This is a genomic window from Actinoplanes aureus (genome assembly GCF_015704865.1).
In the GTDB taxonomy this organism is placed as follows: Bacteria; Actinomycetota; Actinomycetes; order Mycobacteriales; family Micromonosporaceae; genus Actinoplanes; species Actinoplanes aureus.
In genome coordinates this window covers 101671-116827 of the sequence record NZ_JADQTO010000018.1, presented here as the reverse complement: position 1 = coordinate 116827, position 15157 = coordinate 101671, and the positions used below count along the sequence as shown (strand labels likewise).

General features: G+C 72.3%; 12 protein-coding genes. 10 read left to right on the top strand and 2 right to left on the bottom strand.

Features of this window, described 5'->3' with window-relative positions; genetic code table 11:
• The first annotated feature begins 125 nt into the window (after positions 1-125).
• The 6 genes from I4J89_RS32135 (at position 126) to I4J89_RS32110 (ending at position 8635) form a co-directional block, all read left to right on the top strand.
• A complete protein-coding gene (locus I4J89_RS32135; RefSeq protein WP_196417881.1) occupies positions 126-3458 on the top strand; it encodes a BTAD domain-containing putative transcriptional regulator in 3333 nt (1110 codons plus the stop codon).
• Positions 3459-3531: 73 nt separating this feature from the next.
• Positions 3532-4542, top strand: coding sequence for a methyltransferase (locus tag I4J89_RS32130; RefSeq protein WP_196417880.1), 1011 nt, complete (start codon positions 3532-3534; stop codon positions 4540-4542).
• 95 nt (positions 4543-4637) lie between these two features.
• On the top strand, positions 4638-5522 hold the full coding sequence (locus I4J89_RS32125; RefSeq protein ID WP_196417879.1) for a VOC family protein: 885 nt from the start codon (positions 4638-4640) through the stop codon (positions 5520-5522).
• 52 nt (positions 5523-5574) lie between these two features.
• Positions 5575-7161: a DegT/DnrJ/EryC1/StrS family aminotransferase gene (locus I4J89_RS32120; protein ID WP_196417878.1), complete on the top strand. Its 1587-nt coding sequence runs from the start codon at positions 5575-5577 to the stop codon at positions 7159-7161.
• 17 nt (positions 7162-7178) lie between these two features.
• Positions 7179-8108 (top strand): TIGR03619 family F420-dependent LLM class oxidoreductase, encoded by a 930-nt coding sequence (locus I4J89_RS32115; RefSeq protein WP_196417877.1) that lies wholly within the window; start codon positions 7179-7181, stop codon positions 8106-8108.
• Between the two features lie 80 nt (positions 8109-8188).
• The gene (locus tag I4J89_RS32110; RefSeq protein WP_196417876.1) at positions 8189-8635 is read left to right on the top strand and encodes an ester cyclase; all 447 of its coding nucleotides are present in this window, start codon (positions 8189-8191) and stop codon (positions 8633-8635) included.
• A 64-nt stretch (positions 8636-8699) separates the two neighbouring features.
• Here the strand turns inward: I4J89_RS32110 and I4J89_RS32105 are convergent, their stop codons facing one another.
• Complete coding sequence (locus tag I4J89_RS32105) at positions 8700-9065, bottom strand: VOC family protein (RefSeq protein WP_196417875.1); 366 nt, start codon at positions 9063-9065, stop codon at positions 8700-8702.
• Positions 9066-9193: 128 nt separating this feature from the next.
• Here I4J89_RS32105 and I4J89_RS32100 point away from each other — a divergent pair, with 128 nt between their 5' ends.
• Entirely contained in the window at positions 9194-9895 is a 702-nt protein-coding gene (locus I4J89_RS32100; protein WP_196417874.1) for a VOC family protein, read from the top strand.
• Positions 9895-11409, top strand: coding sequence for an aminotransferase class I/II-fold pyridoxal phosphate-dependent enzyme (locus tag I4J89_RS32095; RefSeq protein WP_196417873.1), 1515 nt, complete (start codon positions 9895-9897; stop codon positions 11407-11409). The genes I4J89_RS32100 and I4J89_RS32095 overlap by 1 nt, the downstream gene beginning before the upstream one ends.
• Before the next feature lie 20 nt (positions 11410-11429).
• Here the strand turns inward: I4J89_RS32095 and I4J89_RS50075 are convergent, their stop codons facing one another.
• Positions 11430-12107, bottom strand: a complete 678-nt coding sequence (locus I4J89_RS50075; RefSeq protein ID WP_230859975.1) for a MerR family transcriptional regulator — start codon at positions 12105-12107, stop codon at positions 11430-11432.
• Positions 12108-12272: 165 nt separating this feature from the next.
• On the opposite strand from I4J89_RS50075, the gene I4J89_RS32085 reads away from it, so the two are divergent.
• Positions 12273-13256, top strand: a complete 984-nt coding sequence (locus I4J89_RS32085) for a DUF1702 family protein (RefSeq protein WP_196417872.1) — start codon at positions 12273-12275, stop codon at positions 13254-13256.
• Entirely contained in the window at positions 13253-15151 is a 1899-nt protein-coding gene (locus tag I4J89_RS32080) for an FG-GAP repeat domain-containing protein (RefSeq protein WP_196417871.1), read from the top strand. Before I4J89_RS32085 ends, I4J89_RS32080 begins: the two co-directional genes overlap by 4 nt.
• The last annotated feature ends 6 nt before the right edge of the window (positions 15152-15157 follow it).

Sequence of the window (15157 nt, the reverse complement as noted above, 5' to 3'; positions counted from 1 at the left end):
AGCTGACCAGGGCTTATTCGGCGCGACCGGCATGATGCCGCCGTCGGGTTACCGGCACTGCTGTCACCGCGACGACAATGCCGGCATCACCGACGTCGATACAGTGATCCTTGCGGGGCAGGGCCATGACCGAGCGGAGACCGATCGTGGTTGTCGGGGACGACCGAGCAGTGCTGGGACGCGAGCTGGGAGAGCGGCGTCGGCGCGCCGCGATGTCGCAGGAGGAGCTCGCCGACCGAGCGGGCGTGAGTGTGCGGGCCATTCGCAACATCGAGCGTGGTGTCATGGCCAGGCCGCGGCCGGAGACGGTTCGGCGGCTGATCGCCGCGCTGGACGGGCCGGGCTCGAACGGTGCACTGCCACCGGACGGCGGCGAGGCCACGGTCGTGACCGTCGAGCCCCTCGCCGTGGCCGCGCTCGGACCACTTGCCGTTCGCCGCGACTCCGCTGACGTCCACCTCTCCTCACCGATGCAGCGCGACGTCCTCGGCCTGCTCGCCATCCATGCCGGCGACCGCGTCGCCGTTGCCGACATCATCGACGTCCTCTGGGGTGACCGCCCGCCGGGGACCTGCCACAACCTGGTGCACGTCTATGTCCGGCGACTGCGAGACAGCCTGGAGCCAGGGCGGGCACCGCGCAGCCCCGGCACGTTCGTCGTCGCGTCCCGCGGCGGATACCTGCTACGGCTGGCCGCCGGGCAGCTCGACGTGGCCGAGTTCCGGCGGTCGGCGGATGAGGGACAGCGGCTCCTCGACGCGGGACAGCCGGAGAAGGCGTTCCCGTCCTTCGCCCGGGCCCTCGCCCACTGGCGTGGTCCGGTCCTCGCCGATGGCACCCACCGGCTGCGCAGTCATCCGGCGGCCGTCTCCCTCACTCAGCGACGGGTCCTGGCAACCATCGGATTCGCCGACGCTGGGCTGGCCTTGGGCCGCCCGGCGGCGGTGCTGGCCGAGCTACAACGGATGATCACTGAGCATCCTCTGCACGAGGGGCTGCATGAGCGGCTGATGCTGGCGCTGGCGGGCTCCGGTCAGCAGGCGGCCGCGCTCGGCGCATTCGCGGATCTGCGGAGCCGGCTCGCCGACGAGCTCGGCGTGTCGCCAGGACCCGGCATCACCGCGGCCCATCTGAACGTGCTGCGGCAGCAGCATCCGGCAGTTGTCCGGTCCCCTGCGGGCGGCCAGGCTGATCCGCCACCGCCGGCTCAGCTTCCCGCGGACGTCACCGCGTTCACCGGCCGCTCGGCGGAACTGCGCGTACTCGACACGCTGGCCGGCCACGCGGAGCCGAACACGGTCGTCATCTCGGCGATAGCGGGCACCGCCGGGGTGGGCAAGACCGCTCTGGCGATCAGGTGGGCCCACCGGGTTCGCGACCGGTTCCCGGACGGGCAGCTGTATCTCGACCTGCGCGGCTACGACGAGGACCGGCCGGTCGATTGCGGCGAGGCCCTGCGACGGCTGCTTACCGGTCTGGGCGTGGCCGAGCACGACATCCCCTTGGAGGTCGACAGCCGGGCGGCGCTGTACCGCTCCCGCATCGCCCACCGGCGCTTGCTCATCCTGCTGGACAACGCGGCCACATCGGCACAGGTACGACCCCTGCTTCCCGGTTCGCCCTCCTGCCTAGTGGTGCTGACCAGCCGAGACAGCCTCTCCGGCCTGGTCGCGCGCGACGGTGCCCGCCGGCTGGACCTGGGACTGCTACCTCTGCCCGACGCGGTAGAGCTCTTGAGCCGTCTCATCGGCGGCCGGGTGGGCGCCGAGCCCGGCGCGGCGACGCAGCTCGCCGAGCGCTGCGCGCGACTGCCGCTTGCTCTGCGGGTAGCCGCCGAGCTGGTCAACTCCCGGCCCGCTGCCCGGCTGTCCGACCTGGCCGCCGAGCTGGCTCAGCGGCGACTGCACATGCTCGACGTCGACGAAGACCCCCGGACCGCGGTCGCGTCGGTGTTCTCCTGGTCGTTGCGGAACCTCGACCCGCCGGTAGTGCGCGCCTTCCGGCTATTGGGCCTGCATCCCGGAGCCGACCTCGGACTCGGCGCCGCCGCCGCGCTGCTGGGCGACGAGCCGTCGTCCGCCCGGGATGCCCTGGAACGGCTCAACCGGGCGCATCTGATCAGCCGGTCCGGTGCCGGCCGGTACACCATGCACGATCTGCTGCGCAGCTACGCCGGCGAGCTGGCGAACGACGAGCACCACGACGTCGAGCGCGCCGCGGCACTGACCCGGCTGTTCGACTACTACGCCGTCATGGCGGCCGAGGCGATGCACGTGTCGTACCCGGCCGAGAAGCATCACCGTCTGGTCTTCGTCCCCACCTCCCGAACGACGGCCACGGCCCTGCCGGACCCGGAGACCGCGCGGAACTGGCTCGACGCCGAGCGCGCCAATCTTGTGGCGGTCGTCGTGGCGGCCGCGCAAGGTCGCCACACCCGCCACGCGGTCGTCCTCTCCAGCATCCTTTACCGCTATCTCGACGGCGGATTCCACCACGAGGCGATGGTGGTGCACGGCCATGCCCGCGATGCGGCCCGGGCGGCCGGGGACCGGGCCGGTGAAGCGCACGCCATGCTCGGCCTGGGCAACGCCAACGGTCACCTCGGCCGGCAATCGGAGAGCATCGACGACTTCGAACAGGCGTTGCGGTTGTTCCGCGACGCCGGCGACGCCGTCGGGCAGGCCCGTACGCTCGGCAATCTCGGCATCGCGAACTGGCGGCTCTGCCGCTACCCGGAGGCGACCGGATACCTCGAGGAAGCACTCGTGTTGTACCGGCAGGCGGGCGACCCGACCGGCGAGGCGGCGGCGTTGACCGACCTGGGCAACATCGCCGAGCGGCTGGGCCACGACGCGGTGGCGAGCCGACGTCATCGCCTGGCTCTGACGCTGTTCGAGCGAGCCGGCGACCGTGACGGCGAAGCCATGGCTCTCGCCAACCTGGGCGACCTGGAGGCCCGGTCGGGCCGCGACGACGCGGCCGCCGAGCACTACCAGCAAGCCGCACAGATCTACCGGAACGTCGGCAACGTCACCGGCTTGGGCTGGACCTACCTCGGACTTGGTGGGGTCGAACGACGTCGCGGCAATCATGAGGCGGCCACGTACTACCTCGACGAGGCCGCCGCTCTCTTCCGGGACGCCGGCGACCGGGAACACGAGGCGTACGCACTCAACGGCCTGGGCGAAGCCGCTACGGCCGCCGGTCGTATCGCTGATGCCTTGGAACATCACGCTGCCGCGCTCGCCGTGGCGACCGAGACCGGCGCCCGGGACCAGCAGGGGCAAGCGCACACCGGTCTGGCGGAGGCATGCCGGGCAGACGGCGACCTGAGCGGCGCACGACAGCATTATCAACGGGCATTGACCGCATACGGTACGACCGCGCCGGCGGACGCCGCGCGTGTCCGCGACCGGGTGGCGACCCTGGACAGCGCCGTGACCGGCCGCCGCGTGTGACGGCACGATCCCCGGTTTCCGAACAGCAAGCGGGAAGAAAAATCCGGCGGCTACCCGGCGTTACGCTCCCGCGATGACGAGCACATCGGCACCGGTGAGTTCCGCTGCCCAGAACCTCGCCCAGCTCCTCGTCGGCAATCAGATCCAGCAGGCCATCCACGTGGCGGCGAAGCTCGGCATCGCCGACCAGCTGCGCGACGGCCCGCGCGACAGCACGGAGCTCGCCGCCGCGGTCGGTGCTCATCCGGGGGCGCTGTATCGCCTGCTCCGCGCGCTCGCTGGCTACGGCATCGTCGCCATGGACGACGGGCGATTCTCCCTCACCCCGGTCGGCGAGCTGCTGCGTTCGGACACCCCCCGATCGGTACGCCCCTTCGCGCTCTGGTCCGGCGGCGTGAGCTACCAGGCGTTCGGCGCCCTGGAGCACAGCGTCCGCACCGGCTCCCCGGCCTTCGAGAACCTGTACGGCCAGGAGTTCTTCCACTACCTCGCGGATCATCCGGAGTCCGGAGCGGTGTTCGACGAGATGATGTCGCGGCACACCGTCCCGGTCGCCGGCGCGGTCGCGGAGCACGACCTCTCCGGGGTCGACGTGATCGTCGACGTCGGCGGCGGCCGCGGCGAGCTGCTGGCCGCCATCGTCGGTGCCCACCCGGCGATGCGGGGGGTGCTCGTCGAGCAGCCTCGCGTGCTCGACGAGGCCCGGCGGGTGTTCGAGCGGGCCGGCGTCGCCGATCGCTGCACAGCGGTGGCCGGCGACATCAGCCAGTCCCTGCCGGCGGGTGACGCGTACGTGCTGAAGAGCGTGCTGCACGGCCTGCCGGACGACGAAGCGGTCCGGGTGCTCGCGAACTGCCGCCGGGCGATGAACCCGGGCGGGCTGCTGCTCGTCGTCGAGTTCGTGCTGCCGCCCGGCGACCGGCCGAGCCCGGGGCTGCTGATGGACCTGCTGATGCTCGTCGGCTGCCACGGCCGGGAACGCACGGCGGCAGAGTTCGAGGCGCTCCTCGGCGAGGCCGGCCTGCGGCTTGTCAAGATCAGCTCGGCCAAGCACGGCTACAGCATCGTCGCCGGCGCGCGGTGAGCAACGTGGGAGAAGACCCCGGTCCGGACCGGCACCTACGGTCGCAGAAAGACGCGGTCGAACCGGCCGCCTGATTCCACTCGGGAGCCGGAACGATGCTGACAAAGCACCGTCTGATGTACGTGACCCTGGCCGTTCGCGATCTCTCCCGATCACGACAGTTCTACGAGGAGGTATTGGGCCTTCCGGCGCTGGACCCGGACGACACGTCGGTGAGCTACCCGCTCGGCCATGTCGTACTCACCCTGATCCGTACCTCCGACCCCGCCGTGCCTCTCGGCGAGCGGGATCGCTCCCTCACCCTGACGTTGCTGGTCGATGACATGCGCGCGGTGGGGGCCGCGATGGACGAGCGGGGTGGTTCGCTACGCCCCGCGCAGACGTCCCGGGCCGGCACCATGGCGGACCTCTACGACCCGGACGGGCACTGGCTCTGCCTCTACGAGGCGTCCGAGGCGGCGATGAGCTGGCCGAGCGGCGGCAAGATCCGGGCGCTGCGGCGGGCCGCCGGCGACGGGCCCGGCCTGGAACTGCTCTACGTCTTCCTGTACGTCCACGACCTGCACGCGACCGAGAAGTTCTATCAGGGCACGCTCGGTCTCGTACCGCTGGAGGTCAACACCTGCCACCGCGGTGTGACGGCCGTTCCGGACGGCGTGGTGAAGTACGACGCCGGCGGAGTTCTCCTGACCACGCACCATGTCGGCGACGCTGAGCACGCGGCCGAGCACCGGGTGACGGTCGAAGGGTCGGCGGGCGTCGCGCTCGGCTTCCACACCGCCGACCTGGACGCGGCCACCACCGAACTGTCGTCGCGAGGGCTCGCCTTCACCGGGGAGTCCCCAGTCTCGCCGATCGGGGTGGCCGCCGGCTTCGCCGATCCCGGCGGCCACCGGTACTACCTGTGCCAGCCGTCCGCGGAGACCATGGCGCGGCCCAGCGGCGCGGCGATCCAGCGAATCCTGCGCGCGGACCTCTGAGCGCGCGCGTTTTTCCCCAGCACCGCTCCCCGTACCGCGGAGGCACAGCACCATGGACTTCAAGGACCTGCGGGCCGCGCTGGCGGCCATCACGGCGGAGCAGACCCACGACGGGTCCGGCCGGGCGCTCAAGGACCTGCAGAGCGCCGCCTATGCGGCGCTCGCCGGCGACGAGGCCCACGACGAGTTCCGCAAGGCGTTCGTGACGAAGGACGACGACGAGATCGCCGACGTGATCCGGTATCTCAGTCGCACGGCCTCGCCGCCCGCGGTCTCCGTCGTCCTGTCGCTGATCCAGGACGCCGTGGGCGAGCAACGGTACGCGGCCGCGCTGCGAGCCGCGGGTCTCGGCAACTATCTGGACATCCCCTACACCAGCACCGGGGCGGAGCTGACCGGCGAGGCGGAGGAGCGCTACGTGCTGGAGGCGCTGCGGAGCAAACGGCTCTGGAGGTACGAGGTGCCCGCCTCCCGCTCCTTCGTCGGGCGCTTCGAGCAGGGGATGGAGTCGTTGCTGGGCGTCAAGCACGTGCATGCCACGGTCTCCGGCACCACGGCTCTCACCGCGGCGATGCTGGGACTCGGCGTCGGCCCCGGCGACGAAGTCATCCTTCCGGCCGTGACCTGGGTGGGCTGCGCCGACGCCGTCATTCTCTGCGGGGCGGTACCGGTCATCGCCCAGGTGGACGCGACCCTCGGCATCTCGGTGGCCGACGTGGCCCGCGCCATCACCGAGCGGACCCGGGCCGTCATGGCGGTCAGCCTCTTCGGAGCCCCGTGCGACCTGGGGCCGCTGCGCGCCCTGACCGACCGGCACGGCATCGCACTGCTGGAGGACAACGCCCAGGCGGTCGGGGTGAGCTACCGCGGCCGCCGGCTGGGCGGCATCGGCGATGCGGCGATCTTCAGCACCAAGTTCATGAAGTTCGTGGCGGCCGGCGACGGCGGCTACCTCGCGACGAACTCGGACGAGCTCTACCAGTTCGCGGTGCACTACACCGGCGGACGGACGATCCCGGCCCGCAAGCGGGCGATGAACCTCAGCGGGCGGATCATGCCGGCGACCGGTCTGCGCATGAACGAGCTGACCGGAGCGGTGGCGCTGGCGCAGCTCGAACGCCTCGACGAGCTGCTCGGCCGGCTCCGCACCGCCCGCGACCGCATCTTCGAACTGGCCGGACCGGCGCGGACGTATCAGCGGGTGCCCAGCAACGACCCGGCCGGCGACTCCGGCTGGATGACTCCCCTGCTCTTCCCGGACGAGCCGGCCTGTCAGGCCTTCGCGGCGGCCGTCCGGGCACGCGGGATCCGGCATGTCACGACGTCGCGGGAGCTGTTCGCCGGTGGCGAGATCGAACACTGCTATGCGGCCATGAGCACGGATCGCTATCTGCCGGCGACCGGAGCGCACTGGGCGACGGAATTCCGCGCCATGAACGCGCGCGTCGGCATCGACGCGCGCAGCAACCCGTGGTCGCACGTGCCGGACCGTGACTACCGGCCCGGCTTCATGGACGAGAGTCTGCGGTTGCTCCGGCGGCTCGCCTTCGTACAGACGAACCCGCGGCTGGAGCCGGCGCACTGCGAGGAGATCGCCGGAGCACTCGCGGCGGCGGACGCGGAATGCGCCGGCGGGTGACGGCGGAGGGAGCGAGCATGGATCTGGGGGTGGATCTGCTGACCTCGGGGCCGTACGCCGGCCCCGAGGCGATCACGCGGATGGCCCGGGAGGCCGAGAATCTGGGGTACGCCGCGGTGTGGACGCACGAGCGGCTGCTGTGTCCGGTGGCCGACGTCGCCCAGCCGCCGGGACCGCCGCGGCCCCTGCCGGAGTACTACCGGACCACCTACGAACCGATCGACACGCTCGCCTTCGTGGCGGCGGGCACCACCACCGTGAAGCTGGGCACCAGCGTGCTGACCGCACCGCTGCACAACCCGATCCAGCTGGCACGCCGGCTCGCCACGGTCGACCGGTTCAGCCGCGGGCGCCTCGTCGTCGGGCTCGGCCAGGGCTGGATGCGGGAGGAGTACGCCACCTGGGACGTACCGTTCCGCGAGCGCGGCGACCGGCTGCGCGACTTCGTGTCGGCCCTGCGCGCGGCGTGGGCCGCGGACCCGGTCTCCTACGACGGCCGGTACCACCGGATCCCGCTGTCGTACCTCGATCCCAAGCCGCACCAGCCCGGCGGCCCGCCGATCATCGTGGGCGCGGCCGCTGACGTGGCCATCGACCGGGCCGCCGGGTTCGCCGACGGGTTCAACCCGACGTCCATGTCGTTCGAGCGGCTGGCGCGGGCGATCGGCCGGTTCCGGGACGCCGCCGCGCGGGCCGACCGCGACCCCGGCGGACTGTCGATCGTGGTACGGGCGGCCACCCCGTTGACGTCGTCCCCGATCGGGACCGGCCGGCCGTTTCTCGGCGGCTCACCGGCCCAGGTCGTCGAGGACCTCCGGCGCCTCGAAGAACTCGCCGTGGACCACGTGCTGTTCACCAACGTCCGGCAGCCACCCCTCGACGAACAGCTCGAGCTGCTCGCCCGGATCAAGACGGCCGCGGATCGCGCGCTGACGAGCAAGGTGTGAGAAGCGCGCCGGGCGGGTGCGTACCTAGGCTCGGCAGACGTAATCGCGAACGCGGATCAGCGAACCAGGAAGGCGCTGACATGACTCAGGCGGAAAGGCAACAGGCGAACGAGGCCGCCATTCGCAAGATGACCGAGGCGTTCAACAGCGGCAACACCAAGATTGTCGACGGGCTGGTCAAGCGCCGGGGAAACATCGAGAAGACGCCGCTCCCCGGCACGACGAAGGACCGGCTCGGTCTCAAGCTGAAGATCCAGCACCTGCGCTCGGCGTTCCCGGACGGCAGATTCACCATCGAGGAGATGACGTCCGAAGGCGACAAGGTCACCTTCCGGTGGCGCATGGAGGGCACCCAGAAGGGGGCCTGGCTCGGTGTGGCCGCCACGAATCAGAAGACCAGCTTCACCGGCACGGACGTGGTGACGTTCCAGGACGGCCTGATGGTCGAACACGAGTCGCTCGACGCCAAGGGCGGCATGCTTGAGGTGTTCGCCGCCCAGAGCGTCGAGCAGGACGAGGAAGAATGAGGGCCCGGCGCGGCGGCGCCGTTTCGCCCGCGCCGCCGCGCCCGCCGGACCCCGGCCGGAACGCTCAGCTCATCGCCGTCGGATGACGCGGCTCGTACATACCGATCTTGCCGCCGCCGGGCAGCGGGATCGAGGTGACCAGCCCCCAGCCCTCGTCGCTGATCTCGCCGGACATGTCGACGCCCTTCTCCCGCAGCTCGGTGATCGTCGCGTTGACGTCGTCGCACAGCAGGTAGAACTCCATGAGATCGGCCATCTCCCCGGTCGGCGCCGAGTCGGTGGGATGCACGGACAACTCGGCCGGGGGAAGCGCGAAGACCAGCCAGCCGCCTCCGGCGTCGACCGTGGTCAGGCCCAGTGTGTCGCGCAGGAAGGCCCGGTCCTTCTCGGCGTCGGTGCTGTACATCGTGGCGTGCATTCCGATGATCATGTCGACCCCCACCTTCTAACGGTTTCCGTCCGGACCAGCCTGGCACTTGACGCGTCTCCGGCATACCCGGACACACGAACAAAGCAACTGATGAGAACCCCGCGGGCGTACGACAACGAGGAGTTGCGGTGCTTCTTCGAGATCGGCCACTGCTGTACGTCTTCCTCGAGGCCCACAATCTGGCCGCCCAGCGGGCGTTCATGGAGGACCGGCTCGGCCTGCCGGTGATCGAGACCGACGACGATCCGAGCCACCGCCACGGCGTGGTCAAGTACGACGCCGGCTCGCTGCTGCTCTCGCTCAACCTCTCCCCCGCCTCGCGTTTCCGGGTGTCCGGCTCGGACGGGCTGACCATCGTGTGCGCCGGCGGGACGGCGCTGGTGACCGATCCGCACGGCCACCGCTTCCGGCCCGGCGGCCGGCCCCCGGTCGTCACCGAGCTGCGCCTGCGGGTCACCGATCCGGCGGCCTGCGTGCCGTTCTATCGCGACGTGCTGGGCCTGTGGCAGCCGGAGCCGGCGGAGCCGGCCTTCGTCACCGGATCGGTCCCGATCGTGCTGGAAGCGGCGCCGCCCGTCACGAACGGCTGCCGTGTCCGGCACGACACGTACCTGCTCGTGTTCCACACCCCGGACATCGACCGCAGCACGGCCGAGCTGGCGGACGCCGGGCTGACCTTCAGCGGGCGCGGCGTCGGCTCCAAGGAGATCGGCCGCACCATCCACTTCACCGATCCCGGCGGGCACCGGTTCTGCCTCTACCAGCCATCGGAGCTGGCGCTCGGGTACGACAGCGGCGCCACCCTGCGCGAGATCCTGGCCGGCCGCTGATGTCCGCCGGCCACATCGAGCGACTGCTGGACCGGTGGCTCACCGGCGAGCGGGTTCTGATCACCGGCACGGACGCCGCAGGGCTGACGGCCGCGCTGGAACGCTCCGGGCGTACCGTCGTCGTGATCCCGCCGGAGCCCGGCGCGCCGCCCGCCGACGCCGCCGTCTGCGCCGGATGGCCTCGCCCGGGTGACGAGCCGGCGCACCGGCGCCACCTGGCCGACCTGCGCCGCCGGCTACGGCCGGACGGCGTGCTGTTGCTCGACCAGAGCGCACCCACCGGGTCGTTCGACCCGCTCACCGGGCGCTGCGGCGCGACCCGCTTCTACCATCCGACCGAACTGTCCGCGCTGGTCCGCGCCGCGGGCTACCGGGTGGAGCACCTCGAGCTCACCTCCAGCGGCACCCCGCCGGGCGTGCTGATCGTGGCCCGGGCGCTGCCCGCGCCGCCGGACTCCCTGGCCGTGACGGCGTGGGGCACGGCCGGCGAGGCGACCCGGCTGGACCTGCGGTACGCCGACGACGAGACGGAACTGCTGGACCCCTCGCCGGCGAAGGTGTGGGCCGACCTCGCCGCCCAGGCCGACCAGGTGGCCGGCCACTACCCGGTGGACGACCCGTTCGGCGGCCGGCGCGGCGCACCGGTGGTCAGCCGGTTCTTCGGCCGCCCGGTGGCGCCCGCCCAGCTCAGCTTCGGCGCCGGCGTGACCTCGCTGCTGCGGGACCTGGCCGGCCTCGCCGACGGCGGCCCGATCCTGGCACCCGCGCACACCCACCCGGATCTGGCGGCCTGGGCCGCGTTCCGCGGCGCGGACGTCCGGATCACCGGGGAACCTGCCACGCTCGCCGCGCTGACCGCGGAGATCCGGCGGGTCCGGCCCACGCTGGTGAGCCTGGACCGGCCCGCGTTCGACGCCGGCATCCTGGACCTCGGCGACATGGTCCGGCTCGCCGGGGTCGTGGCGCGGGCGGACGCGGTGCTCGTCGTGGACGAGAGCGCGGCGGCCTACCTGGGCCCGGCCGGCAGTCTCGTCACGGTGGCCGGCGAGGTGGACAACCTGATCGTGCTGCGCGGATTCACCAAGGCGTACTCCTGGGGCGGCCTGCGGGCGGGCTTCGCGGTCTGTTCCCCGGCGCTGGCCGTCCGCGTCCGCGAACTGATCACCCCGATGCTGATCGGCGAGCTTGCGCTGCACGCCGCGCTGCGGGTTTTGTCGGCCGGCGATCCGCTCGCCGCGCTGCGGCGGCGCGTCCGGACGGTGAAACCGGCGTTCGTGAACCGGCTGAGCGCGGCCGGACTCACCGTCCAACCCGGGCATCCCGACATCCCGTGGGTGGTGGTCGCCGACCCGGACGGCAGCGTCGAACGCGAGCTCGCCGAACGCGGCATCCGTGCGCTGCTGCCCGTCCCGGCGCCGGTCCCGGCGCCACCGTCGATGAGCACCCCGCTCCACCTGACCGTGCCGATCTCGACCCGGCGCATCGAGCTCTTCGAGTCCCTTTTCGACCGGTAGCCGAACATGAATCCGCGGGCTCAACCCGCGTCCGGCAGGCCGGCGGCGCCGGCCAGCAACGGCGACAGCACGTCCTGCTGTGCCAGGCCGGTCAGCGCCGAGCGCAGTACGGCACCCAGCACCAGGACGATCACCACGGCCTCGCGGACGGCCGGGTCGCGCTCCTCCGGTGCGAGGTTGCGATGCGCCGCATAGGCGAGCAGCACCTTCTCGTCGCAGGCGGCGCACATCCGGGCGGCGGCGACGTACTGCTCGAGCGCCGCGCCCAGCTCAACGACGCCGAGCATCTCGGCGACCGCGCACGCCTCGATCAGCGAGTCCAAGAGCCGGGCCTCGGCCGCCGGAGTGCGGTGCCGGTCGCCGACGGCCGCGGTGACCACCAGTTCGGCGGTGCGCAGGTCGCCGTCGTCGACACCGCGGGCCCGGCCGGCGGCGGGTGCGGCCGTCAGAACGGTGCCCACCAGCTCGGCGGCGGGGAGGCGTACGTCGTCGACGGCCGCGAGAACCGCGCGGGCCGCCGTCACGGCGAAGCCCCCGACGCCGATCAGCGTGTCGACGAGCCGCAACCGGCGCAGGTGACGGTCGGTGTACTCGGCCTGGTTGCGGGCCGTTGCCCGCCCGGGCGGCAGCAGTCCGACCCGCAGGTAGTACTTGATCGTTGGCACCGCGATGCCGCTCCGTTCGGCCAACTGGGCCATTCGCATCGCACCCACCTGCCCGGTCGCATCGATGCTTGGGGTCCCGCTCATCGTACGGCGTCACCGGTGGCCCGACTTCTTCCGATCGGACCGCCCTCCGGGGCTGTCAGGCCGGGTCCAGAACGTTCCAGAAACCGTCAACCCGCCGGTGTTTGGCTCACCGGCATGACCGGATCGAAGTCACCGCAGCGCCGGCTGGGCTGGCGCCGGCCGCTGGTGCTCTCACCGTCGCTGGTCGACTTCCGCGCGCGCGGGTTCGCCACCGAGCCGGCCGCCACCCGGGCCACGCTGGAGGCGGCGGCCGGCTCGTTCCTGGACGGCTACAACGCTGAGCTCGCCACCGGCCCGGACGAACCGCCCGAGCTGGACACACCCGCGAACCGGCGCGGATTCGCCGCCGAGGGCGCGGCCATGGCCGCCACCCTGCTGGACGCGGCGCGGATCTCCGGGACCCGGCGCACCGACGCGCTGCACGCGGCCTACGGCGACCGGTACGCGTACCTGATGCACGTCGGCAGCGGCTGGGCGATGGCCAAGCTGCGACGCCGGCGGCTCGGCCGGATCGGCGCCTCGGCACCGCTGCTGCGCTGGCTGGCGTACGACGGCAAGGGGTTCTGCGACGCGTTCTTCGCCGGGCCGCGGCAGCTCGACCGCCGGCGGGCGCACGCGTACCCGTGCTCCGCGGTGTGCGAGATCGAGTACCAGGGCCTGGGCCGCTCCCTCTGGTTCCGGGCCTGCGGCGACCCGGAGCGGGTGGCCGCGCTGGTCACCACGATGCCGTCACGCCACCACGGTGACGTGTGGAGCGGGATCGGCCTGGCCGCCACCTATGCCGGCGGCGCCGGCCCCGGAACCTACGAACTGCTCGCCGAGCGTGCGGCGGAGCACCGCCCGTCCCTCGCGCAGGGCGCGGCGTTCGCCGCCGAGGCCTGGCGGCTGGCCGGCGGCATCCCGGAGCACTGCGACATCGCGGTGCCCATCCTGGCCGGGGTCACCCCGGCCACGGCCTCGGCATGGACCTGGACCGCCCGGGAGGGCCTGGACGTCCCGGACCAGGACGCGAGCGGCTATCGCCGGTGGCGACTGCGCGTGCAGCGGCTGGCGGCCGCCACCGCGGTCGGCCCGGCGGCCGCGGAGGAGCGATCATGAGAATGCGGGAGAGCGGACGGATGGCGCTGGTGGCCGTGCTGGCAGCGGCGCTGTGCGTGGCCGCCGGCTGGTTCACCCGGCTGCCGGCGGCACCGGCCGCGGACACCACGACGCTTGCCGCACGGTTCGGCTTCGAGATCCGCGACGTCAACGGGGACCCGGCGGGAGCGCGTACGCAACGGACCGTGCAGCCGGCGCTGCGGCACATCCAGGGCTGGATCTCCGCGGTCGGAGCCGCCGCCGGCCTGGCCGACATGGACGGCGACGGGCTGCCCGCCGAGGCGTGCCTGGTCGATCCGCGCGACGACTCGGTGACCATCCGGCCGACGCCGGACCGCGCCGGCCGGTTCCCGGTGTTCGCGCTGCTGCCGGCCGGAGTGGCGTACGACGCGACGACGACGGCGCCGATGGGTTGCGTGCCCGCCGACCTGAACGAGGACGGCTGGACCGACGTGCTGGTGCACTTCTGGGGGCGGACCCCGATCGCCTACCTGCGCCTGCCCGGTGCGCCGCTGCGAGCGGACGCGTTCCGTGCCACCGACATCGTGCCGAACCCCACCGAGATCTGGAACAGCACCACGGCCAACGTGGTGGATCTGGACGGCGACGGCCGCCTCGACGTGTTCATCGGCAACTACTTCCCGGACGGTGCCCGGGTGCTGGACGGCGCCGCCCGCGACGACCCGCACATGCGGATGCAGGACTCGATGTCCAAGGCCACGAACGCCGGCACCAACCGGATCCTGCGGCTCACCGGCGTGGACCGGGCCGCCGGCGTCGGCGTGCCGCGCTACACCGACGCCTCGGCGGCGTTGAAAGGCGCGCCCTCCACCTCGTGGACGCTGGCCACCGGCGCCCAGGACCTGGACGGCGACGCGCTGCCCGAGCTGTACCTGGCCAACGACTTCGGGCCGGACCAGTTGCTGCACAACCGTTCGGCGCCGGGCCGGATCGCGTTCGACGAGCTGCGCGGCGTGCGCGAGGCCGACATGCCCAAGTCCAAGGCGCTCGGCGACGACTCGTTCAAGAGCATGGGTGTGGCGTACACCGAACTGAACGCCGACGGCCGGCCGGACATCGTGGTCAGCAACATCACCGTCGAGCGTGGCCTGGAGGAGAGCAACTTCGCGTTCGTCAGCACCGGGACCGGCCCGCTCGGCGACGGTCGCGCGCCCTACCGTGACGACAGCGAGCCGCTCGGGCTGCCCCGCAGCGGCTGGGGCTGGGACGTCAAGGCCGCCGACTTCGACGGCGACGGCACCGACGAGCTGATCCAGGCGGTCGGCTTCGTCCGCGGCCGGATCAACCGCTGGGCCAACCTCCAGGAACTCGCCATGGCCAACGACGACGTGCTGCGGTTCCCGGCGGCGTGGCCGAACTTCGACGCCGACACCGACATCTCCGGCCGGGAGCGGGACCCGTTCTTCGTCCGGGACGCCGACGGCCGCTTCGTCGACATCGCCGCGAAGCTCGGGATAGCCAACCACGGGCCGAGCCGGGGCATCGCGATCGCCGACGTCGACCACGACGGGCGGCCGGACGTGCTCCTCGCGAACCAGTGGGCCCGCTCGCAGTTCCTGCACAACACCGGTACGCGTAGCGCGTACCTCGGTCTGCGGTTGTTGTTGCCGGGCGCGAGCCCGGCGGATCGGCCGCGACCGGCCATCGGTGCTTCGGTCACCGTCACCCGCGCGGACGGCACCGAGTCGCGCGCCCAGCTCTACCCGGCCAACGGGCACACCGGGGTGAACTCCCCCGAGCTGCTGTTCGGGCTCGGCGCGGGCGGCGGCGCGGCCACGGTCACGGTCACCTGGCGCGACGCGGCCGGCCGGCACACCCTCACCCGCACGCTGCCGCCCGGCTGGCACGACCTGACCCTCGGCGCCGGCGCCTAGAAAGGA